20 protein-coding genes are annotated in these 21,331 nt (G+C 42.4%); 16 read left to right on the top strand and 4 right to left on the bottom strand.

Annotated features, from left to right (window positions below):
- Positions 1-53 precede the first annotated feature (53 nt).
- The 10 genes from ACPUYX_RS12685 (at position 54) to ACPUYX_RS12640 (ending at position 10,715) form a co-directional block, all read left to right on the top strand.
- A complete protein-coding gene (locus ACPUYX_RS12685; RefSeq protein ID WP_426380018.1) occupies positions 54-1,322 on the top strand; it encodes a tetratricopeptide repeat protein in 1,269 nt (422 codons plus the stop codon).
- 101 nt (positions 1,323-1,423) lie between these two features.
- On the top strand, positions 1,424-1,954 hold the full coding sequence (locus ACPUYX_RS12680) for a hypothetical protein (protein WP_426380017.1): 531 nt from the start codon (positions 1,424-1,426) through the stop codon (positions 1,952-1,954).
- Positions 1,954-2,487 (top strand): cob(I)yrinic acid a,c-diamide adenosyltransferase, encoded by a 534-nt coding sequence (gene cobO / locus ACPUYX_RS12675; RefSeq protein WP_426380128.1) that lies wholly within the window; start codon positions 1,954-1,956, stop codon positions 2,485-2,487. Before ACPUYX_RS12680 ends, cobO begins: the two co-directional genes overlap by 1 nt.
- 137 nt (positions 2,488-2,624) lie before the next feature.
- On the top strand, positions 2,625-3,953 hold the full coding sequence (glnA, locus tag ACPUYX_RS12670; protein WP_426380016.1) for a type I glutamate--ammonia ligase: 1,329 nt from the start codon (positions 2,625-2,627) through the stop codon (positions 3,951-3,953).
- A 297-nt stretch (positions 3,954-4,250) separates the two neighbouring features.
- On the top strand, positions 4,251-4,463 hold the full coding sequence (locus tag ACPUYX_RS12665) for a hypothetical protein (RefSeq protein ID WP_426380015.1): 213 nt from the start codon (positions 4,251-4,253) through the stop codon (positions 4,461-4,463).
- A 154-nt stretch (positions 4,464-4,617) separates the two neighbouring features.
- Positions 4,618-6,519, top strand: coding sequence for a PrkA family serine protein kinase (locus tag ACPUYX_RS12660; RefSeq protein WP_426380014.1), 1,902 nt, complete (start codon positions 4,618-4,620; stop codon positions 6,517-6,519).
- A gap of 23 nt (positions 6,520-6,542) precedes the next feature.
- Positions 6,543-7,679, top strand: a complete 1,137-nt coding sequence (gene yhbH, locus ACPUYX_RS12655; RefSeq protein ID WP_426380013.1) for a sporulation protein YhbH — start codon at positions 6,543-6,545, stop codon at positions 7,677-7,679.
- Between the two features lie 66 nt (positions 7,680-7,745).
- Positions 7,746-9,248 (top strand): SpoVR family protein, encoded by a 1,503-nt coding sequence (locus tag ACPUYX_RS12650; RefSeq protein WP_426380012.1) that lies wholly within the window; start codon positions 7,746-7,748, stop codon positions 9,246-9,248.
- 167 nt (positions 9,249-9,415) lie between these two features.
- The gene (locus ACPUYX_RS12645; protein WP_426380011.1) at positions 9,416-10,024 is read left to right on the top strand and encodes a DedA family protein; all 609 of its coding nucleotides are present in this window, start codon (positions 9,416-9,418) and stop codon (positions 10,022-10,024) included.
- Positions 10,025-10,100: 76 nt separating this feature from the next.
- Positions 10,101-10,715: a DedA family protein gene (locus ACPUYX_RS12640; protein WP_426380010.1), complete on the top strand. Its 615-nt coding sequence runs from the start codon at positions 10,101-10,103 to the stop codon at positions 10,713-10,715.
- On the opposite strand, the gene ACPUYX_RS12635 is transcribed toward ACPUYX_RS12640, so the two are convergent.
- From ACPUYX_RS12635 to ACPUYX_RS12620, 4 genes are all read right to left on the bottom strand, one after another.
- Positions 10,704-11,162, bottom strand: coding sequence for a Fur family transcriptional regulator (locus tag ACPUYX_RS12635; RefSeq protein WP_426380009.1), 459 nt, complete (start codon positions 11,160-11,162; stop codon positions 10,704-10,706). The two genes, ACPUYX_RS12640 and ACPUYX_RS12635, sit on opposite strands and share 12 nt — an antisense overlap.
- A 131-nt stretch (positions 11,163-11,293) precedes the next feature.
- Complete coding sequence (locus tag ACPUYX_RS12630) at positions 11,294-12,151, bottom strand: metal ABC transporter permease (protein WP_426380008.1); 858 nt, start codon at positions 12,149-12,151, stop codon at positions 11,294-11,296.
- A complete protein-coding gene (locus ACPUYX_RS12625; RefSeq protein WP_426380007.1) occupies positions 12,136-12,939 on the bottom strand; it encodes a metal ABC transporter ATP-binding protein in 804 nt (267 codons plus the stop codon). Before ACPUYX_RS12625 ends, ACPUYX_RS12630 begins: the two co-directional genes overlap by 16 nt.
- A 22-nt stretch (positions 12,940-12,961) precedes the next feature.
- Entirely contained in the window at positions 12,962-13,867 is a 906-nt protein-coding gene (locus ACPUYX_RS12620) for a metal ABC transporter substrate-binding protein (RefSeq protein WP_426380006.1), read from the bottom strand.
- Between the two features lie 162 nt (positions 13,868-14,029).
- On the opposite strand from ACPUYX_RS12620, the gene ACPUYX_RS12615 reads away from it, so the two are divergent.
- The 6 genes from ACPUYX_RS12615 to ACPUYX_RS12590 all read left to right on the top strand — a co-directional run bounded on the left by ACPUYX_RS12615 (position 14,030) and on the right by ACPUYX_RS12590 (position 21,269).
- Positions 14,030-14,551, top strand: coding sequence for a peptidylprolyl isomerase (locus tag ACPUYX_RS12615; RefSeq protein ID WP_426380005.1), 522 nt, complete (start codon positions 14,030-14,032; stop codon positions 14,549-14,551).
- A 40-nt stretch (positions 14,552-14,591) separates the two neighbouring features.
- Entirely contained in the window at positions 14,592-15,491 is a 900-nt protein-coding gene (locus tag ACPUYX_RS12610) for a selenium metabolism-associated LysR family transcriptional regulator (protein ID WP_426380004.1), read from the top strand.
- Between the two features lie 78 nt (positions 15,492-15,569).
- On the top strand, positions 15,570-16,547 hold the full coding sequence (locus ACPUYX_RS12605; protein WP_426380003.1) for a helix-turn-helix domain-containing protein: 978 nt from the start codon (positions 15,570-15,572) through the stop codon (positions 16,545-16,547).
- Between the two features lie 4 nt (positions 16,548-16,551).
- Positions 16,552-17,523: a 6-phosphofructokinase gene (gene pfkA / locus ACPUYX_RS12600; RefSeq protein ID WP_426380002.1), complete on the top strand. Its 972-nt coding sequence runs from the start codon at positions 16,552-16,554 to the stop codon at positions 17,521-17,523.
- A 66-nt stretch (positions 17,524-17,589) separates the two neighbouring features.
- On the top strand, positions 17,590-19,002 hold the full coding sequence (locus ACPUYX_RS12595; RefSeq protein WP_426380001.1) for a glucose-6-phosphate isomerase: 1,413 nt from the start codon (positions 17,590-17,592) through the stop codon (positions 19,000-19,002).
- 149 nt (positions 19,003-19,151) lie between these two features.
- Positions 19,152-21,269, top strand: coding sequence for a cell division protein FtsA (locus ACPUYX_RS12590; protein WP_426380000.1), 2,118 nt, complete (start codon positions 19,152-19,154; stop codon positions 21,267-21,269).
- The last annotated feature ends 62 nt before the right edge of the window (positions 21,270-21,331 follow it).

Genomic DNA, 21,331 nt, shown 5'->3' with positions numbered 1-21,331 from the left:
ATACCCAATAAATTTAATTGTGCATATTATGAAACATACATGGAGGGGATAATATGTACGAAGTGGAATTAACAGTCTGGAGGAACTTAATGGAGGGTGGTACACAGTGCCTAGGAGAGGAACAATATGCTAAAGCAGAAAACTATTATTCCCAAGCGCTCATCCTGGCGGATCAATTGTCAGTTCCTGAGATTGTTGCCTTTACATTGCGACTCTTAGCGACGGCAAGAGTTCGTTTGGGTTTTTATGAACTAGCCGAAGAAGGGTTTCAATCTGCACTCCGTATTTGCCAAGAACTACAAAACGCCAAAGGTATCTCTGAAGCTTGGGCCGGCTTAGCCAGCGTTGCTGTTAAAAGGGGAAAGTTTCAGGCCGCTTGTCAAGACTATGAAAAGGCTATAGCAATTTATCCAAAGACTTCGCCTCCTTTGAGACTCGGGATGCTGTATGCAGACCTTGGTCAAGTTTACGCCACACTTGCCGATTGGCACAAAGCGAAGAAGGCTTATGAACAGGCTCAGGAAATTTGCCGTGCTAATGGTTTCCTTAAAGGTGAGGGTGAATTGGATATTTTGATTGGAGAATTATGTTTCCGTCAAAAGAAACGGGAGGAAGCAACACAAAACCTAAAGCATGCTTGTTGGGTCTTTATCCAAATTCTCGACGTGGTGGCTTTAACGAACGCCCTTCAATACTTAGCATTATTATATTTCGAACAAAATGAAATGCGCTCTGCTTTTGAATGCCAACAAAGAGCTGTTGCTCTTTGCTTAAAATTTGACACGAAACAGATTTTTAGTGAAAGCTGTTTTTTCTTAAGTAAAATCGAACAATCCATAAATTTGCTGGAGGAGGCAAAATATTATCTGGATCTTTCTATCCGCCATTATCCGGAGCAAGACTTCGAAATGGCCCTTCGCTATCAAAACTTAGCCAATCTGCTCCATTTAACTATGGATTATTCAAGGGCAGAACAATACTATCTGAAATCCTTAAGCCTCTTTGAAACTTTGGGAGAGCAATCACATATAGGAGAGGTTTGTGAAGCGCTGACACTTCTTAAAGAAACTCAGGAACAAGGAGACGACCACGGAGGTAAATCAGATGCTCCTGATGCTAAGACAAAAATGCAAGGAGGGTTCCCCTTAGATGCAATGATTCGATTAGCGGAGTTTTATGAAGAGAGGCGCAATTACAGAGAAGCTTTAGAATGTTATTGGAAGGCCTTAGAAATGGGACGGAATGCTGAAATTGCCACAGGCTGGATTGAAATAAGGGTTCAAAAAATATCAAAGAAAATTCGTCACAGACGAACTATTTAATCCTCCCAAAATTTCGCAAAAGAGCTTTATAATTTAAGTCAGTTCAGATAAAATAGAGATAAGCACTTTCTGGTATAGCGATATGGATAGGAGGGGAATCTATGCGTGAGGAAGATACAATGCTCCTTGAATGTATTGAAGATGTTTATCATAGCTTTGAAAGGGCATTAAAGAAAGTACAAAAAGTACGGTCTGTCCATGTGAGAAAATTTGAGCTTCTTCTTGAGGAGTTGATTAGCGAGCGCAGGGCCTTTGAAGATATATCCATACCAGCACGATTGATCATTGAACAACTTTTGGAATTGCAGTTTAAAGTCGGACAAGTCGCTTTAGAAGCAGAATATTTACGACAGCCTTTTTCCAGCGTTGAGTCTGTGAAAATTGAGGAGTTTGGTATAATTCTCCTTAAGCTTGGGGAACTTGAGGTTCGATGGCGCGATGGGAACTATTCTTACTACCTCTACCCTGATAAAGTAGAGTTAAGGGCGAATGATGAAAAATCAGCGATAAAACTGTTTTTCTCTATCCCGTTCAACCAACAAACCCTGGAAAGATTTCCGGAAATCTTGAGATCGCCCAATGTTGTCTACGTACATCCTCAACTAGAAAAGTGGATTCGGAAGGTGCAATGATGTCAGCTATAGAGAAAGGATTAATTCAAATATACACGGGAAACGGCAAGGGAAAAACGACTGCCGCTTTTGGGCTGGCAGTCCGAGCCGTGGGACACGGTTTCAATGTATATATTATTCAATTTATGAAAGGAAACGATGACTACGGAGAATTGAAAGGACTAAGCCGTCTGTATCCTGAATGTCAACTGGAACACTTTGGCGGAAAGGGGTGGGTATACAAAGATACTCCCGGGGAAGAACATGTGCAAGAGGCCCAAAAAGCATTTAAGCGAGCTCAGGAAGTTGTTTCTTCAGGGGAGTGGGATATTGTTATTCTCGATGAGATCATTAATGCCGTATGGTTTGACCTCTTAGCGGAACAGGATGTTCTCGATGTTTTGAATTCTAAACCGGATCATGTAGAGTTAGTTTTGACCGGCCGTAATGCTTCAGAACGTTTAATTGCCAGGGCGGACCTGGTAACTGAAATGGTTCAAAAGAAGCATCCGTTTGACCAAGGAATAATGGCTCGCAAGGGGATTGAATTTTAAAGTTGTCGGGCATTGTAAATAAAGGAAACACTGAGTATACTAGAAAATAAGTGTAGGACAAAGCCGTCCATGCAAAACCAAATAGGGTTAGAGCATGGACGTTTATCGTTTGGGAAACTTGAAAGGAGAGATCCACTATGATCATGACTAATGATGATGTCCTTCGTGAAGCTCAGGAAAAAGGGGTCAAGTTTATTCGCTTACAATTTACGGATATCTTTGGAATTCTTAAAAATGTGGCTATTACCATAGAACAATTGGAGAAAGCGCTAGATGGACAACTGATGTTTGATGGGTCTTCGATTGAAGGATTTGCACGGATTGAAGAATCTGATATGTATTTACGGCCTGATCCTAATACCTTTGTCGTATTTCCTTGGCGCCCTAAAGAAGGAGCAGTTGCTCGTCTTATCTGCGACGTCTATAATCCGGACGGAACTTCTTTCGGAGGCTGCCCGAGAAGCGCTCTTAAAAAGGCTTTAAAGGAGGCGGCTGATCTTGGTTATACCTTAAATGTGGGTCCGGAGTTGGAGTTTTTTCTTTTCCATACAGATCCGGAAGGGCGGCCGACAACGGTTACTCATGACAAGGCGGGATATTTTGACTTAACACCCGTTGATTTAGGGGAAAATGCTCGGCGGGATATGGTTCTGACCTTAGAACAGATGGGTTATGAAATTGAAGCTTCTCATCATGAAGTTGCCCCCGGACAACATGAAATTGATTTCAAGTATGCGGATGCCTTGGATATTGCTGACAAGATTGCGACCTTTCGCTTTGTAGTTCGTACAATAGCCCAACACCATGGCTTACATGCTACCTTTATGCCCAAACCCATTTTTGGGATCAATGGTTCAGGGATGCACAGTAATCAATCCTTATTCAAAGACGGAAAAAATGCCTTTTACGATCCTAATGATCCCCTTGAACTTTCCGAAATTGCCTATCAATATGTTGCCGGACTGATGAAACATGCCCGCTCCTTTACTGCCATAACGAACCCGACGGTTAATTCATATAAACGACTTGTTCCCGGCTATGAGGCCCCTTGTTATATAGCCTGGTCCGGACGGAACAGAAGTCCTTTGATCCGGATCCCCGCGAAAAGAGGAGCTTCGACCCGCATTGAATTAAGAAGTCCCGATCCTTCCTGCAACCCTTACTTAGCACTCGCTGTTCAATTAAAAGCCGGACTGGACGGAATAAAAAACAAACTTACTCCACCTCCTGCTGTAGATATGAATATTTTCGCCATGACAAATGAAGAACGCGCCAATCTCAATATTGGTTCCTTGCCAGGCAGTTTGAAAGAGGCTTTGGATGAATTGGCTCAAGCGTCAGTTATGCAAGAAGCTTTAGGAAGTCATATCTACCATCGTTTTTATGAAGCGAAGATGGAAGAATGGGACAGTTTTCGAGTCACAGTATCTCAATGGGAATTAGATCGTTATTTAGCCTTATATTAAGAAATGATTGCCTAAAAAGATCCGCACTTGATGCGGATTTTTTTTTATGCAATCCGTAAAGTTGCCCTTCAGTTGTACTTTCCTATATAGTGCAACTAACCTGCCGTCTTGCCAGAGGCCTTCTTAATCAAAAAACAAAATAATAATGTCATGAAAATGATTTAACGTATGAGCATATACTTTATTAAATAAATCACAAAGTACAATTTCAAATATTCTAAATTGCATCCCGGAACTTCTGCTTTTCACTTGATAATATTAAGTAACATAGTGCGATTTAAGAAGGAGGACAACGATGTGTTTTCAATAAATAATGATTCGGTATCCCGCTCTTCTTTTCGAACCCAACGTAAGTTTAAAGTTGGAGATCGAGTTACAACAAGCAATCGCTGCCTAGGGACTGTTGTTCGGATCGATTGTGACGAGATCGGAGAGTATGTAGTAGCGCGTTTAGATATTCTGCCGGGTGAGTTTGCTTATGATCCTTGGGATTTGGAGAAAATCAATTAAAAGTTATATTGCTCAATGAAGGAAGAACACCGCTTTTTGGGTGTTCTTAGTTTTCTTTATAAAAGAAGTTTAAAAGTATATGCCTTATCTAGGGCGACAAGGCATATACTTATATATATCCGTCACTGATTGATTGGAGAAGGGAGGGCAAATAATGGAAGTTATTAATTGGTTACGTGAATATCGAGAGATAGAGGCTTCATTGGAATGGAAGGGAACCTTTGCGGATTACTTGCAAATGGTTGTTAAAAATCCAAATTTAGCGATGCATGCGCATGCGCGAATATATGCGATGATCAAAGCCGCAGGTGTGGAAACAAAGGGGGATCTAAAGAAATATCATTTTTTTGACAAAGAACTCTTTGGGTTAGATAAGACATTGGAACGCCTTATTGAGGAATATTTTCATAGTGCTGCCAAACGTTTGGACGTACGGAAACGGATTTTATTGCTTATGGGCCCTGTAAGTGGTGGCAAGTCAACGATTGTAAGTTTATTGAAACGGGGCATTGAAGAATTCACGAGAACTGAAGAAGGTGCAGTTTATGCCATTGATGGCTGCCCTATGCACGAAGACCCTTTGCATTTGTTGCCCTTATCATTAAGATCTCAATTTGAAGAGAAGTATGGCATCCGGATTGAAGGAAATCTCTGTCCCGTTTGTCGTTTGCGTTTGGACGAAGAATTTAAGGGAGAAGTGGAACGTTTTCCTGTCAAGAGGATTCTCTTTTCTGAAGAACAGAGAGTGGGAATTGGCACCTTTACTCCTTCAGACCCCAAGTCGCAAGACATTGCTGACTTAACCGGCAGCATTGATTTTTCTTCGATTACAGAGTATGGATCGGAATCCGATCCTCGAGCCTATCGTTTTGACGGAGAATTGAATAAAGCCAACAGGGGTTTAATGGAATTCCAAGAGATGCTGAAATCGGACGAGAAGTTTCTTTGGAATCTTTTAAGTTTATCGCAGGAAGGGAATTTCAAAGCCGGGAGATTTGCCTTAATATCAGCTGATGAGCTGGTAGTTGCTCATACTAACGAGAACGAGTATCGAACGTTTGTCGCTAATAAGAAAAATGAAGCCTTACAATCCAGAATCATTGTTATGCAAATTCCCTATAACCTCAGAGTGAGTGACGAAATTAAAATATATGAAAAATTAATCAGCCAGAGCGATATTAAAAATGTCCACATTGCCCCCCATAGTCTCTGGGCCACCTCTGTCTTCGGAGTTCTGTCCCGACTGAAGCCTTCTAAAAAACAGGGAATGGATCTCGTTAAAAAAATGAGAATCTATGATGGTGAAGATGTTGAAGGATTCAATCAAAAGGATATTAAGGAACTCATGCTGGAAGGAGAGGAACAAGGAGAAGGAATGAGCGGCGTTGATCCGCGCTATGTCATTAATCGCATCTCAACGGCCCTGATCCGAGATGAACGTGCCTGCATTAATGCTTTGGACATTCTCAGAGCATTGAAGGACGGGTTATCCCAGCATACGTCAATTATGAAAGAAGAGAAAGAAAATCTCTTGAATTTAATTTCAGTTGCACGACGCGAATATGACGAAATGGCTAAGAAAGAGGTTCAGAAAGCCTTTGTCTTTGCCTATGAGGAATCGGCAAAATCCCTGTTAAACAATTATCTCGATAATGTAGAAGCATTTTGTAATTCTACGAAATTAATGGATCCTATAACAGGTGAAGAATTACCTCCTGATGAGCAGTTAATGCGGAGTATTGAAGAGCAAATCGGTGTCACAGAAAATGCCAAGAAGACCTTCCGTGAAGAAATCTTAATTCGAATTTCCATGTACGCCCGTAAAGGAAAACCGTTTAACTATGAGTCTCACGAGCGTTTAAAAGAGGCCATCGAAAAGAAACTTTTTGCTGATCTCAAGGATATTGTAAAAATCACAACCTCAGTAGATCATCCTGACCAGGAACAGCTGAAGAGAATTAATAATGTCATGGATCGTCTTATCAATGAGCATGGATACTGTCCAATTTGTGCTAATCAAATTGTAAAATATGTCGGGGCCCTCCTGAACCGCTAGAAATAAATCAGAGGAGGGATAACATGGCTGAGGACATTATTGTAAACCATGATGACTGGGGTTTGCATCGTAAAGGGTATTTGGATCAAAGGCGACACAAGGAAAAAGTTGAAGAAGTCATAAAACAACAACTCGGCGATTTAATTGTTGATGAAAGTATCATCTTATCCGATGGTAAAAAAAGCACAAAGATTCCTATGCGATCTTTAGAAGAGTTTCGCTTTAAATATGATCTTAATAAAAAGAATCATACGGGTCAGGGAAATAAAAAAATGTCCCCAGGCGATATTCTAGGGCGTGAACAAGGCAAAGGAAAAGGTTCCTCGGGAAGCGGAGCTGGTGAAAGCCCTGGGGAGGATATTTATGAAGCTGAAGTCACTTATGAAGATTTAGCCAACATCCTCTTTGCTGAATTAAAGCTTCCCAATCTGGACGATAAGAAACGTCCGTTGATTGCTCATGATCGGCCTGAATTTAATGATGTCCGCAAAAAAGGGCTTATGGCTAATGTTGATAAAAAACGTACGCTTCTGGAAAGTATCAAAAGACAGGCTTTACAAGAAAAAAAGGATAAAGACCAACGGCTTAAGATTACTCCTGAGGATTTACGATTTAAGACCTGGGAGACTCGTCCGAATTTCGAGACGAATGCTGTCATTTTAGCGATGATGGATACGTCAGGTTCCATGGGACAATTTGAAAAGTATATTTCACGTACCTTCTTCTTTTGGATGGTCAGGTTTTTACGTCTGAAATATGAAAATGTGGAAATTCGATTTTTAGCCCATCACACGGAGGCCAAAGAAGTCACCGAAGAGGAATTCTTTACTCGGGGAGAAAGCGGCGGAACGCGCTGTTCTTCAGTGTATAAATACGCTTTGGATTTAATTGAAAGCGACTATCCACCAGCCCATTACAATATCTATCCAGTTCATTTCACGGACGGAGATAATATAGGGTCGGATAATTCTCGGGCTTTAACACTGATGAAAAACCTCGTCGAGGTAAGTCAGGTGGTTGGATATGGTGAGATTCTGAGGACCCATTATTCCAGTACGTTGATGTCGACATTAAAACGAATTACTGATCCAAAGCTTCGCTTAGTAACGATTCGCGATCGCAACGAAGTTTATGATGCCTTAAAGACCGTTTTCTCTTAGGTCCCAGAAGATCAGCCTGCCTTGACTTCGATTTCGCGTTTTAGAGATATCATAAGGGGGGAAGGCATGGATACAGAGATGATAAAGTTAACGACCATAGCGCAGAATATCGCTCAAGTGGCACGAGGCATGGGACTTGATTTCTATCCGGTGAATTTTGAGATTGTTCCTGCCGAGGCCTTGTATACCTTTGGAGCCTATGGCATGCCCGTGCGATTTGCTCACTGGAGCTTTGGCAAAGCATTTTATCGCATGAAAACTCAGTACGATTTGAACTTAAGTAGGATCTATGAGCTGGTCATCAATACAAATCCTGCCTATGCGTTCTTGCTGGAGGGTAATCATTTAACCCAGAACAAACTTGTAATAGGTCACGTCTATGCTCATGTAGATTTTTTTAAGAATAACCATTATTTTTCCCATACACCAAAAGACATGGTGGAAAGAATGGCTGCCCACGCGGAAAAAATTCGTGAATATGAAGGCTTGTATGGCAGGGAAAAGGTGGAATCAACCTTAGATGCAGTCTTGGCTATCCAAGAACACGTTGACTTTCGTTCTCATATCGGACCGGATTACAAGAAAGACAAAACTCCAAACAATCCTCTAAAAAACAAGCAAACAGAAGGAGCACATTCTTGCCAAGGGTCGGGCTGTCAAGGTCAAGGTTGTTCTACAAAGGGAACTTGCGGGAGTTGCGGTAATTGTCGGCAGCCGAACGTTTCAACAAGGGATCCAAATAAGGCCGCGGTGAGAACACTGAGAAACTCGACTCCATATGAGGATTTGTGGGAAGATCTATCTGCTAAAGAACATGAGATGCAGCCGAAACAGGATTATGAGGACCTTTTGTATTATCTCATTGAATTTTCTCCGGGTTTGGAAGAATGGCAAAGGGACATCGTTAGCATTGTTCGCGAAGAGTCACTTTACTTTTTTCCTCAAATTGAAACCAAAATTATCAATGAAGGATGGGCAACCTTTTGGCATGCCAAAATCATGCGTGAACTCGAGCTTACCGAGAATGAAGCTTTGGAATTTTCCTTGATGCACAGTCAAGTCGTTCAGCCTTCACGTATGGGGCTTAATCCCTATTATTTAGGAGTAAAAATATGGGAAAGTCTTGCTAAAAAGAAATCGTTGGAGGAACTCTTCGAACTGCGGGAGACGGAAAACGATCTTTCCTTTATCCGCAATCATCTGAGCAAAGAATTAGTGGAAGAACTTAATTTGTTTAATTTCCGCAAAGTAGGAGCCCACTGGCAAGTCACAGACATTGATTGGGAGAAAGTGCGGGATAATTTAGTCATGCAGCTTGTTAACGGCGGCAATCCGCGTATTGTTGTGCAAGAGGGAGATTATGAGGGCAAAGGGGGACTTTATCTTAAACATTGCCATGAAGGCGTGGATCTTGATGTTGTTTATCTTGAAAAGACCCTGACTTTAGTCCAGTTTCTTTGGGGGAAATCCGCAGCTCTAGAAACAGTCGTTGATGGAAAACCCTATATTTTCGAAGTTAGCGATGGGCTTGTCAGCCGCCGGCAAAAAAACAAGGCCGATAATAATTAGTAATACAAAATGACAACAATTAACATGATACTCTGACCAAAGCAGATGAAACTTTAATCTGCTTTGGTCAATTTTCGGAAATGATTTCTCAGGAAACTGGTAAAGATTTTGAGTCTATGATAAAATACCAACGGTATGTTTATTTAATGGTAAATAGGAGGTATAATTTGGAAACGATTATAACTCAACTTGGACAGTTTGTCATACATATCATTTCTTCCTTTGGCTATGCAGGAGTGTTTTTGGCAATGGCGATTGAAAGCGCTTGTATACCTCTGCCAAGCGAAATCATTCTTCCTTTCACCGGATATATGGTTTTTAGCGGCCATTTTAGCTTTTGGCAAGCGACCATTGCCGCTACCCTGGGAAATCTTTTTGGAGCCTTAGTCGCCTATTATGTTGGCGTATGGGGTGGCCGTCCTTTTTTAAAACGCTATGGCAAATATTTCTTTATCAATGCTAAAGAATTAGCCTGGACCGAGAGGATCTTTGAACGCAACGGTGAAATTACAGTCTTTATTGGTCGTGTATTGCCTATCGTTCGAACATTTATTTCTTTACCGGCGGGAATTGCCCGTATGAATCCCTTCAAAATGGCAACCTATACGACAATTGGAGCGTTTCTTTGGTGTACCTTATTGATCTATGTAGGTCGAAAATTAGGCGAGAATTGGAACGCCCTTAAGCCCTATTTTCATCGCGCAGATGTTGTCGTGGGAGGGGCAATCGTCGTCATCCTTATTTTGCTGGTTTGGAAACACCTAAAAAAACGATAAGCTTTAAAATACGACCGGGCACAGGCTATCAATCATAATGCTTAAGAATTAAGATAATCTGGGGAAGGGGCAAGGCATGCACGAATTAGAACACTATGTAATGAGCATAATTTTTCATTATCGTTATGCCGGCTTATTTATCATGCTTATGGGTGGTATGATTGGTATTCCTGTTCCCGATGAGTTTTTAATGACTTTTAGTGGATTCCAAACGATCTTAGGCCGAATGAACTTTGCCAAGACGCTTTTGGTTGCTGCCTTCGGCAGCTTTATGGGAATGAATTTAAGCTATTGGATTGGTCGAAGGTTAGGAATCCCTTTTCTGCAGAAAGTTGGACCTTTTTTGCATTTTAACGAAAAAAAGATTAAAAGCGCCGAACATTGGTTTCGGCGCTTTGGTGATCGCTTAATTGTTATCGGATACTTCTTCCCGGGTTTTCGGCACTTTACAGCATATTTTTCAGGTATGAGCAAACTGCATTACGGTCGTTATTCATTGTTAGCTGCAGCCGGGGCCTTTCTTTGGGCGCTTACCTTTATTACTCTCGGCAGGATCTTAGGTGCGCATTGGGAGAAGATTACCTTCATCTTGCATCGTTATCTTGTTAGAGGTGGAATCGTTCTTGCCCTGATAGTTTTTGTAATCTATCTCTATAGTATGAAACGAGGCAAAGCGAGTTTAGAGGATTGATTGCGGCGGTTTCATATCTTCTTCAGATTGACAGTGAGGACATAAACCGAAAAAGCGCAGCCAGTGATTTTGAATACGGTAACCACTTTGAGCCTCAATAGTTTGAGCAAGATGCCTAATGGGACAGTCACCTAACTCTTTACTTTGGCCGCATTTGGTACAAATAAGCTGATGCCCATGTTGTTCGGCGGCGTTTTTCAGACAATACCGTTCTCCGCCGCTTCCAAATTCCTCTTTTTCCAGCAAACCGATACTGTTCAACAGTTCCAAAACACGATAGATAGAAACGACTGCAATGTGATTGCCGTTCTGCTCCAGAATGTGATGAATGTCATAGGCTCCCAGATAATCGGAATTGTGACAAAGAACTTCTACAATGTGCTTACGAGCTGATGTAAGGCGATATCCTTGTTGCTGGATATATTGAAGAATTTCTTCATAGTTCATATCGTTATCTCCTATTTCGGGCGGTTAAGGCCGCTTATTTTTTTACTGTCGTAAGTATAACCACATTTTCCTCAGCATAAGGGCAACCAAGCTGCCGCTATCGCCAAAGACCAATAAATGCGAAGACAGTATCAATATTTCTTTATAGTTTCTTTTAGCCCAAAGCTTCGCCTAAGTGGTTGGCGTTCCCTTGAAAAAATAAGACTAATTAAGAAAACTACAGCAGCAGTTAAGGCAATACTTGCACCCGAGGCAACGTTGAAGTAGTAAGAAATATAAAGGCCAATTACGGCACTGGTTAGACCAAAGATAATAGCAAGCAGAAGGAGTGTTTTTAGGGAGTGAGTCCATTGTTGTGCTGAGGCAGCAGGAATGATTAAGAGGGCAGTAACCAATATAATCCCTACTGTCTGGGAGGCAATGACGACAGTAATTGCGATCATGATGAGCATCGAATAATGAAGGATCACCCGCGATAAGCCTGCAACTTCAGCCATTTCTGGGTCAAAGGCATAGAAGACAAATTCTTTAAAGAAAAGAATTATAATTAACAGGATAAGAACGGATGCCCCTAATATTATTCTTAAGTCAAAAGGCGTGATGGCCAAAACAGAACCAAAGAGATATCCTGTAAGATCCGTAGTGTAAAATTTCATACTGCTTATTAAAGCAATTCCTAAAGCCATTGAGGTCGAGAAAATAATGCCGATGGCTGTATCTAACGTAACCTTAGCTTTAGCATGGACAAATCCGATGAGCAGCGCCAGGCCAACCGTATAAAAATTGGCAGCTAGGTAGAGATCCCAATTCAGAAGGTAACCTATGGCCAAGCCTGCAAGAGAGCCGTGGGCTAACCCTTCGCCAATGAAAGCTAAGCGCAGTAAGACAACAAAACTTCCGATAACTGCACATAATATACCAATTGCCACAGTTCCAATGAAAGCGTTTTGCATAAAAGCATAATGAAGGGGGTCTAAGAGCAAGTGCATGAAATAGAATCCTCCTTAATCGAAAGACGAGAATCCTCATCGACGAGATGATGGGGCCAAGGAAGTCCCGAAAACGTTTGGGTTAATATTGCTGGTGTCAGGACTTTTTCGGGTGGCCCGAAGGCAATAACTTGCTCATTTAAGCAAAGAATTCGGCCAAAGTGGTGAAAATCCAAAGCTAAGAGATCATGAGTGGTAGTTAGGGTTGTTATTCCATCTTCGTGAAGCTGTTCGAGCAGTTCGTAAATACTTTGCTGGGTTGGAATATCCAGACCTGTTGCAGGTTCGTCTAATAGCAAAAGTTTTGATTCTTGGGCCAGAGCACGGGCTATAAATACTCGTTGTTGTTGTCCCCCCGAGAGCTGGCCAATTGGACGATCAGCAATTTCCAACATTTTAACGCGTTTTAGGGATTCCTGAACAACTTGATGGTCTTCTTTTCTGGGAAAGTGTAAAGGTCCGAGACGTCCGACACGGCCTAACATGACTACTTCATAGACTGAAATAGGGAATTCTTTGTTGATGGATTTGAGCTGGGGTACATACCCGATTTGGTGCCGGCGGCGCCAGGAGCGCTGAGGTCGTTCGCCAAAGACGCGGACTGCTCCCTGATAAGGTTTGTTGAGGCCAACGATACTGCGGATAAGAGACGTTTTCCCAGATCCATTAGGCCCAATGATTCCGATACAGGATCCTTTAGGGATGCGCAGATGAATATCCTTAAGGACTTGACGATCGCCGTACTTGAGGCTAAAGTGATCAAATTCTATGACAAAACTATCAGACATGGTTTTAGGCCTACTCTCTACGTTATTTTAAAGCAGAAACGATGACTGTGGTATTCGTTTTCATCATCGCAATATAGGAATTAGAGTCCGGGGTATCCCCTAATGTATCATCATGAAGATTGTTGATAAATTTCACACCGGTTTCTGAGGCTAATTGCTGCGCTAACTTCGGATTAAAACCTGCCTCGCTGAATACGGCATGAATCTTTTGTGCATGGATAAGTTGGATTAAATCAGCGTACTCTTTAGCCGAGGGTTCGGCTTCGCCGGTATGCAGTAAAGGCTGAACAAAGGTTAAGCCGTATTGTTTGGCATAATAACTCCAGGCATCATGCAAGACGACCATCTTTCGTGATTCTGGCGGAAGACTGGAAACTTGAGAGCGAATCCATTGATCAAGCTCCGTCAATTTCGTAAGATACGCTGCGGCGTTTTGAGTAAAATACTGCTTATCTTCCGGATAAGTCTGAGATAATTGATCACGAATTGTTTCAACATAATGTTTGGCATTCTGCACATCGAGCCAGAGATGGGGATTGCCTTCTCCTCCCTGATCTTTACCTAAGATGGTTAGGCCATTTGACAGCACAACTGTACGGAGGTTGGGATTACCGGCATTGGAAATCACTTTATTTAAATACACTTCTTCACCTACACCATTAGCGAAGAAGATGCTGGAAGCAGCAACTTGCCGAACGTCTGAGGGTTTAGGCTCGAATTCATGAGGATCGCTCCCTGCAGGCACTAAATTAATGACGTTTACTTTATCGCCAGCCACCTGTTTGATAAGATCCGCAATAGGAGAGATACTAGTAACCACCGTTTTAGGCTGGGTGGAAACCGTTGGAGCCTGTGTACTGCAGCCACTAACTAATAAGAAAGAAACAAGTACGATAGTCCAAAAGACATAGATTGGTTTGGGAGACATGGGACCCACTCCTTAATGTAATATTGTTTCAATAAGGAGTGTAATATAGGATCTTAGAAATGTCAATTTTTATCGTTCCCCTGAGGTTATTTCTTTGAGGATTAGGCTAAAATTAACTCAAGTGGTATAATTTAAAGGATAAACATAAAGGAGGCTGCTCTCGTGGCAAATGAAAGTACACAAGATTTAGAACAAACTAAAAATCCGATGGTTACTATTGAAATGGAAAACGGTAATACTATTAAGATCGAACTATATCCGGAAATAGCACCGGAAACGGTCAAGAACTTTATAACTCTTGTAGAGCAAGGATTTTATGATGGCCTTATTTTCCATAGGGTTATTCCCGGTTTTATGATTCAAGGCGGAGACCCCAATGGCACAGGCATGGGCGGAAGTAAACAGACCATTCGAGGGGAGTTTACGGCCAATGGATTTAGGAATGATTTAAAGCATGAACGTGGTGTTATTTCCATGGCTCGAACTGCCAATCCTAATTCAGCAAGTTCCCAGTTCTTCATTGTGGTCAAGACCTCAAGTCATTTAGACGGACAATATGCTTCTTTTGGAAAGGTTATTGAGGGCCTCGAGGAAGTTGACCGAATTGTTAATGTGTCAAGAGACCGTGCCGATAAACCTCTTGAAGACCAACGAATGAAAAAAGTGACCAATAACGCGGAATAGGAGGGCTATGCCCTCTTTTTCCCTCTAAGAGGAGATAGTTATGTTCGATCTGATGCGTTTATTTGTTCAAGTGGTTGAAGAGGAGAGCTTCACGGTTGTTGCTCGGAAATTAGAGATTAGTCAGCCTGCTGTTTCGAATCAAATGCGAGCCCTCGAAGAGAAATTAGGCGGTGTCAAACTCATCAATCGCAAAGGGAAAGGCTTTGTCCTAACTCAAGAGGGAGAACTATTTTACCGCCATTCAAAACATATGCTGGAATCTTGGACAGAATTAATAGAAGAAATTGGAAATTCCGAACGAATTATGAGTGGAAAACTACATATCGGAGCTTCTAATGTCCCAGGTGAATATTTACTGCCAACATATTTAGCAAATTTCCGCAGGTCCTATCCCGATATAACCTTTAAATTAACGATTGGAGATAGTCTGGAGATCGCTGAGAAAGTTTTAAACCACGAGGTAGACTTTGCTGTTGTAGGCGCGGTCTTCGATACTGAAAAATTAACGTCTGAATATTGGCTTAAAGATGAACTGGTCATACTTGTTTCCAGGGATCATCCGTTACATTCAAAGAAGAGCACTGATCTTCAAACACTCAAATCTTATCCAATGGTGATCAGAGAGAATGGATCAGGACATCGCCGTGCTTTTGAAGAGGCTCTTGCTAAACACGGTTTTGATTTGCATGATTTCAATATCGTCCTGGAAGTTGGCAGCACAGAAGGCGTTAAAAACTCTGTTCGATCTGGATTGGGCTATTCATTTTTATCAAGGCATGCTATTGAACAAGGGGAAAAATCAGGTTTGGTTGAATTATCTGTCAAGGATTTGAGTCTAGAACGTGGTTTTTATCTTTTAACCCGCCGAAATAAATCACTATCATATATTGCCGAAGAGTGTTATCGTTACCTTTCCCTTCAAAGGTCAGATTCTAAATAACGCGGGAATGGACCTTGAATTTCCAGCATAGGCTAACAATGATATTTTAAGATCGATGATAAAAAAGGAGAGGATCGCTTGAACTGGTTTTTAAGCGATTTTAATATAAAGGCGTGGCGTTTCGTGAAGCATTACGAATTCGAAACCGCGCCAAGCATGACGCTTATTTACGGGCCGCCGGGTGTTGGCAAGTCCTCCCTTTTAAATTTCCTTAATCAAAACAGGAAAAAAGAGGGGAGTATTTTAATCGATTCTACATCCTTTTCCCGTCAATATGCTTTTGCTGCACAGGAAAATAAGCTCCCCCGGTTTCGCCAATACTATCGCGCTGCATCCTTACTGCTTTTGGACGATTTGCAATGTTTAGCCGGAAAAAAGCAGACGATTGAAGAAATTCTTTTTACTTATGAAAACATCGTTCAAAGAGGAGGTAAAATGGTAGCGGTTTTGGAAACTGATATGCTGAATCTGAACTTTTTAGGAGACCGTTTGACGTCGCGTTTACTAAGCGGAATTGTCATCCCCATCAATAAGCCTCTGGGCTATGAGGTGGAAGGTTTTGTGGAAGAATACTCACATCGCTTATTGCTTTCAATGGATCCCGCAATTCCAGAAATGATTGCCCAGCGAACAGAAAGTCTCACTGAGGCGCAAAAAGTCCTTCATGGGTTTTTGGAATATGCGGAATATCATAACGATGAACTTAGTAAGCAATGCTTTCTATCCTATTGGCAAGAGGAGGTCAGGAAACAGAGTCAAGAGTTAAGCCCAATGAACATCCTGCGAGCAACGGCTCAAGTCATGGGTTTTACTCTCGAGGAAATTATTAGCTCAACTCAAAAGTCTTCTGTCAACGAAGCCAGGCAATTAGCAATTTATGCGATGAGAACCCTTTGCAAGCTCTCATATCCGGCCATCGCTTCATATTTTAAGCGGCGGCATTCTACCATTATTACGGCCTATAAGAAAATGGAAGAAAAGTTGCTTGAGGATCAGGAATTATTTAACCGCTATCAAGAAATAAAAAATAAGTTTAAAGATATTGCAAAGGAGTGATCCTATGTTAGGGTCGATTCAGAGGATTGGGGTGCTTACAAGCGGAGGGGATGCCCCTGGAATGAATGCTGCTGTTCGAGCAGTTGTTCGTAAAGGTATTTTCCACGGACTAACGATTTTTGGTATTCATCGAGGGTATGAGGGACTCATTCACGGCGAAATCCAGGAAATGAGTATCGGTTCCGTAGCGGATATCGTTCTGCGGGGAGGAACAGTCCTGAAAACTGCCCGCTCGGAGGAAATGAAGACTCCAGCCGGACAACAGAAGGCCTTAGCTCAATTGCAGGAACGAAAGATTGATGCCCTCGTTGTAATAGGGGGAGATGGGTCTTTTCGAGGTGCCCAAACCCTTGTAGCTCAAGGAGTCAAGGTAGTTGGAATTCCGGGCACCATTGACAATGATATTGCTGGAACAGATCTAACCATTGGCTTTGATACTGCGGTGAATACAGTCGTTGATGCTGTAAGCAAAATTCGTGATACGGCGTCATCTCATGACAGGACATTTATTGTTGAGGTCATGGGACGAAACTGCGGGAATATTGCCCTCCAGGCGGGTTTGGCTTGTGGCGCAGAGTCGATTCTGGTACCGGAGATTCCCTATGATTTGGATGAAATCAGCAACAAATTACTCAGAGGTCATCAACGGGGTAAGAATCATAGTATTATCCTTGTTTCGGAAGGCGTAGGAAGCGCCTACAAAATCGGAGAAGAATTGCATACCCGCTCAGGCTTTGAAACCCGGATTACAGTTCTTGGGCACTTGCAGCGCGGAGGAAATCCCAGTGCTCTTGATGCCGTGATTGCTGCAGCAATGGGGGGGAAGGCCGTTGAAATTCTTATGGCCAATGAAACGAATCGTATGACAGCTTACATTAATCAAGCTGTAGTTTCCCGGCCGCTTGATGATGCTTATGGCCCTCGTCGCCCTCTAAATCGCGAACTTTATGATCTGGCTAATGAGTTGTCAATTTGACGGATGGGTAGAAGTGGGAGTTAATGATTCGCTTGGATAAATTATTTGTGGAGATGAGGTTTTGCAATGGCTAATGAAACATCCAAACTTTGCATCGATTACACAGGAATGATGTATTCGTCTCAAAATCCTAAAGGTTTTTCCAAAGAAGATTTACAAGGATTGCAGGCCAAATTGGACGAGGCTCAAAATTCCCTGCATGCCCGGAGGGAATCGGGAAACTTGGATTTTTCTCGTCTTTTGCCGTTAATGCTTAGCCAAGTTCCCGAACTTTGTGATTATGCTGATCAAGCTGCCTCCAGATTCGAGAACTTCGTTGTCTTGGGCATAGGAGGGTCAGCGCTTGGGCCTTTAGCGGTCCAGCAAGCCTTAAATCATTATTACTATAACGAATTGACACCGGAAAAGCGGTCTGGCCGGCCTCGCTTTTATGTCCTGGATAATATTGATCCGGTTCGCTTCCGAGAGCTGAATCAAATTCTTGATCCGCAAAAGACTCTCTACAATGTTATTTCCAAATCAGGAAATACCTCAGAAACCATGGCTCAATTTCTTATTGTTCGAGATTACTTGCGTTATTCCTGCGGAGAAAGCTATGCTGATCATCTCGTTGTTACTACAGACCAACAAAAAGGCAATCTTTTGCCCATAGCCCTTAAGGAAGGATTTAAACGTTTTGTCATTCCCTCAGGTATTGGCGGCAGATTTTCTGAATTGACCCCAGTTGGTCTTTTGGCGGCGGCGATCTGCGGAATCGATGTCGAACAACTCTTAGCAGGGGCTGCAGAGATGGACCGACGAATTAGGGAAACAAAGGGGGTTTTTGCTAATCCTGCTCAATTGAAGACAGCTCTGTCATATTTGTCCTGGCAAAAGGGAAAAAACATCTCGGTGTTTATGCCCTATGTGGACGGCCTGAAAACAATGGCTGATTGGTATGCTCAGTTATGGGCGGAAAGTTTGGGCAAACGTTATGATCGGTTCGGGAAGGAGGTTACTTTGGGGCAGACACCGGTAAAGGCCCTGGGGGTAACGGATCAACACTCTCAGATTCAATTATATACTGAGGGACCGGATGATAAGGTTATTACCTTCTTAACTCTGGAAAAATTCCAAGAAACTCAAGAAATACCTATGGATTTATCCTTACCGGAAGATATTCGATTTTTAGGAGGGAAAACCTTAGAGGAGCTTTTATTTGCCGAGCAAAAAGCTACCGAATATGCCTTAACCTTGGCGGGTCGGCAACATTTGAAAATTATCCTTTCTGCCTTAACTCCCTATAGTATTGGGCAATTACTTCTATTTCTGGAATGGGAAACTGCCTATATGGGTGAACTGCTCAACATCAATGCCTTTGATCAGCCAGGGGTAGAGGAAGGCAAAAATGGTACTTATGGTTTAATGGGACGCCCCGGCTATGAAGCTAAAAAATCAGCCATCGAGGCCTATGGCAGCGAACGGTGTATCTTAACGTAAATGCTGAGGTGAATCTTAACGCAGATCTTAACGCTTAACGCTCGATAAACTCTCGTGTGCTTCTTCGAGGTATATGGGGGTTTCTTTATGTCTATTTTTAGAAGGATTTTACCAATTAAAGTCGAATTTATTCCAAAAGAGGTGAAACCATGGAACCTATTTTTGCCTTGGATATTGGAACTCGAATGGTTATGGGATTAGTGATGACTAAAACCCAAGATCAAGGGTATGAAATTCTGGCAAGTGCCTGTATTGAACATCGCCAGCGTGCTATGTATGATGGGCAAGTTCATGATGTTAATGAAGTGGCACGAGCTGTCAGCGCTGTTAAAGAGACTCTGGAGAAAACGTTGGATGTAAGCCTTAAACAAGTTGCTGTTGCCGCAGCCGGCAGGGCCCTGCGTACAGAGATTGCCAGCGCCGAACGACGGGAATTGTTGCCTGTGCGGTGGGAACAAGAAACGATCTTGGCTTTGGAGTTAGAAGCAGTCCATCAAGCTTTGCATCAATTAATATCAACCAGTGAAAATAACTCAGATCAATATCATTGTGTTGGATATAGCACTATTGTCCGCTGGAATGAAGACGAAGAGATTTCCAATCTCATCGGGCAGCGGGGAAAAAAGGCCAAAGTTAAAGTGATCGCTACGTTTTTGCCCAGAACCGTTGTCGATGGTTTAGTATCGGTTCTGGGCCAAGTTGGTTTAGAAATGATGAGCTTAACTTTAGAACCTATTGCGGCAGGGCAGGCAGCAATCCCTCAGAATATGCGGCGCCTAAACCTGGCGCTTGTTGATGTGGGGGCGGGGACAGCAGATATCGCCTTGACTCAGGAAGGATCTTTTTTTGCTTATGGCATGGTGCCGATGGCTGGGGACGAGGTCACTGAAGCCATTTGTGAGCATTATCTCCTTGATTTTAAAGTGGGTGAAAAGATCAAGAGGGAGCTAAGTACTAAGTCTCGATTAAAATTTGCAGATTTTCTCGGTAACAAGGTAACTGTTTCTAAGGAAGAAGTACTAACGGTGATTGAACCTGTCGTCAGTAAACTGACCCAAAATATAGCTAAGGAAATCACAAAACTAAATGAAAAGGTCCCTCAAGGGATTATTCTTATTGGCGGAGGAAGTCTAACGCCGATGCTCCCCAAAATGTTAGCAGAAGTTTTAGGGATTTCTCCAAAACGCGTTGGAATTCAAATTCGCGAACGTTTAGAGGACGTTCAAGGGGAAAAAGGTCTTAAGGGGCCGGAGAGTATAACTCCTATAGGGATTGGTATATCCGCACTTGAAGGAACCGGACTTCAGTATTACACAGTAATTGTTAACAACATACCGATACCAATTTTTGAGGTGCAATTGACAACGGTAGCCGAGGCTCTTCTTGCTGCGGGAATATCTCCTCGTTCCTTTGTCGGGAAACCGGGGTCGGCCCTAACCTTTGAATGGAATCAAGAAGTACGGATAATCAAGGGAACGATGGGGAGGCCGGCCCAATTGACGGTTAACTTACGACCGGGCCGATTTGATCAGACGTTGAACAGCGGAGACCATATTGAGTTTATTCCCGGTCTTCCTGGCAAAGATGCCGAGGTGACCATCGGCGAAATTCTGCCTCCCTATGAAAAGAAATGGATTTTCTGGAATGGCAGGCGAGAAGACTTTTTGCCCCGGGTTTTTTTAAATAATCAGGTGTTAAATATTGACGATAAAGTTCAAGACGGCTATAAGTTAACCTATATTTCAAATGATAATCTGCAAAATTTATTAGAGCAAAAGAAAACTCTGTTTAAAGAGCCAATTTTAGCACCAGTAACCTTAACCATTAAAGTTAATGGGGAAGTGCTGAAAATTGTTTTGGAACGGCAGTTACTGGTTAATGGTTGTCTTATTGAAGAAATCTGCCCGATCCGAGATGGAGATTCTATCGAGGTTCGGCAGGAACAGAAAACGGTTGGCGAATTGAGGATCCAACCAAAGCCGCTGATTTTCACGATGAATGATCAAGAATTTGAATACCCTCCCCAAGTTGTTGAAATCTTATTTCATGGAAAACCCGTCTCAGATAACGAGTTACTCGAAGACGGAATGGATTTAAGAGTCAACGGTTATAAAAAGATGCCGATTCTTTCAGATCTATTGCCTTACGTTAAGTTCCCGGATGAGATGCCGAAAGGGGCTTCACTAAAATTACGTGTCAACGGGCAGGAGGCCGAATTTACGACGGCCCTCCATCCCGGAGATCGCGTATCGGCTAGTTTCGAGTAACGACTGAAAAAGACTGAGCAAAAGAACACTTGACATTCTTTCCAGAGGCCATAAAATGGTGA

This window comes from Desulfosporosinus sp. SYSU MS00001, from assembly GCF_049943955.1.
Taxonomy (GTDB): domain Bacteria; phylum Bacillota; class Desulfitobacteriia; order Desulfitobacteriales; family Desulfitobacteriaceae; genus Desulfosporosinus.
The sequence above is the reverse complement of the archived record's forward strand: the minus strand, read 5'-3'. Positions and strand labels throughout refer to the sequence as shown.

Excerpts from the sequence above, each read along its gene's own strand:
- ACPUYX_RS12595 (WP_426380001.1), top strand. The coding sequence starts at position 17,590 with ATGGCTAATGAAACATCCAAACTTTGCATCGATTACACAGGAATGATG.
- ACPUYX_RS12630 (WP_426380008.1), bottom strand. The coding sequence starts at position 12,151 with ATGCACTTGCTCTTAGACCCCCTTCATTATGCTTTTATGCAAAACGCT.
- ACPUYX_RS12620 (WP_426380006.1), bottom strand. The coding sequence starts at position 13,867 with ATGTCTCCCAAACCAATCTATGTCTTTTGGACTATCGTACTTGTTTCT.
- pfkA (WP_426380002.1), top strand. The coding sequence starts at position 16,552 with ATGTTAGGGTCGATTCAGAGGATTGGGGTGCTTACAAGCGGAGGGGAT.
- ACPUYX_RS12640 (WP_426380010.1), top strand. The coding sequence starts at position 10,101 with ATGCACGAATTAGAACACTATGTAATGAGCATAATTTTTCATTATCGT.
- ACPUYX_RS12590 (WP_426380000.1), top strand. The coding sequence starts at position 19,152 with ATGGAACCTATTTTTGCCTTGGATATTGGAACTCGAATGGTTATGGGA.
- cobO (WP_426380128.1), top strand. The coding sequence starts at position 1,954 with ATGTCAGCTATAGAGAAAGGATTAATTCAAATATACACGGGAAACGGC.
- ACPUYX_RS12650 (WP_426380012.1), top strand. The coding sequence starts at position 7,746 with ATGGATACAGAGATGATAAAGTTAACGACCATAGCGCAGAATATCGCT.
- yhbH (WP_426380013.1), top strand. The coding sequence starts at position 6,543 with ATGGCTGAGGACATTATTGTAAACCATGATGACTGGGGTTTGCATCGT.
- ACPUYX_RS12660 (WP_426380014.1), top strand. The coding sequence starts at position 4,618 with ATGGAAGTTATTAATTGGTTACGTGAATATCGAGAGATAGAGGCTTCA.
- glnA (WP_426380016.1), top strand. The coding sequence starts at position 2,625 with ATGATCATGACTAATGATGATGTCCTTCGTGAAGCTCAGGAAAAAGGG.
- ACPUYX_RS12610 (WP_426380004.1), top strand. The coding sequence starts at position 14,592 with ATGTTCGATCTGATGCGTTTATTTGTTCAAGTGGTTGAAGAGGAGAGC.
- ACPUYX_RS12685 (WP_426380018.1), top strand. The coding sequence starts at position 54 with ATGTACGAAGTGGAATTAACAGTCTGGAGGAACTTAATGGAGGGTGGT.
- ACPUYX_RS12635 (WP_426380009.1), bottom strand. The coding sequence starts at position 11,162 with ATGAACTATGAAGAAATTCTTCAATATATCCAGCAACAAGGATATCGC.
- ACPUYX_RS12680 (WP_426380017.1), top strand. The coding sequence starts at position 1,424 with ATGCGTGAGGAAGATACAATGCTCCTTGAATGTATTGAAGATGTTTAT.
- ACPUYX_RS12625 (WP_426380007.1), bottom strand. The coding sequence starts at position 12,939 with ATGTCTGATAGTTTTGTCATAGAATTTGATCACTTTAGCCTCAAGTAC.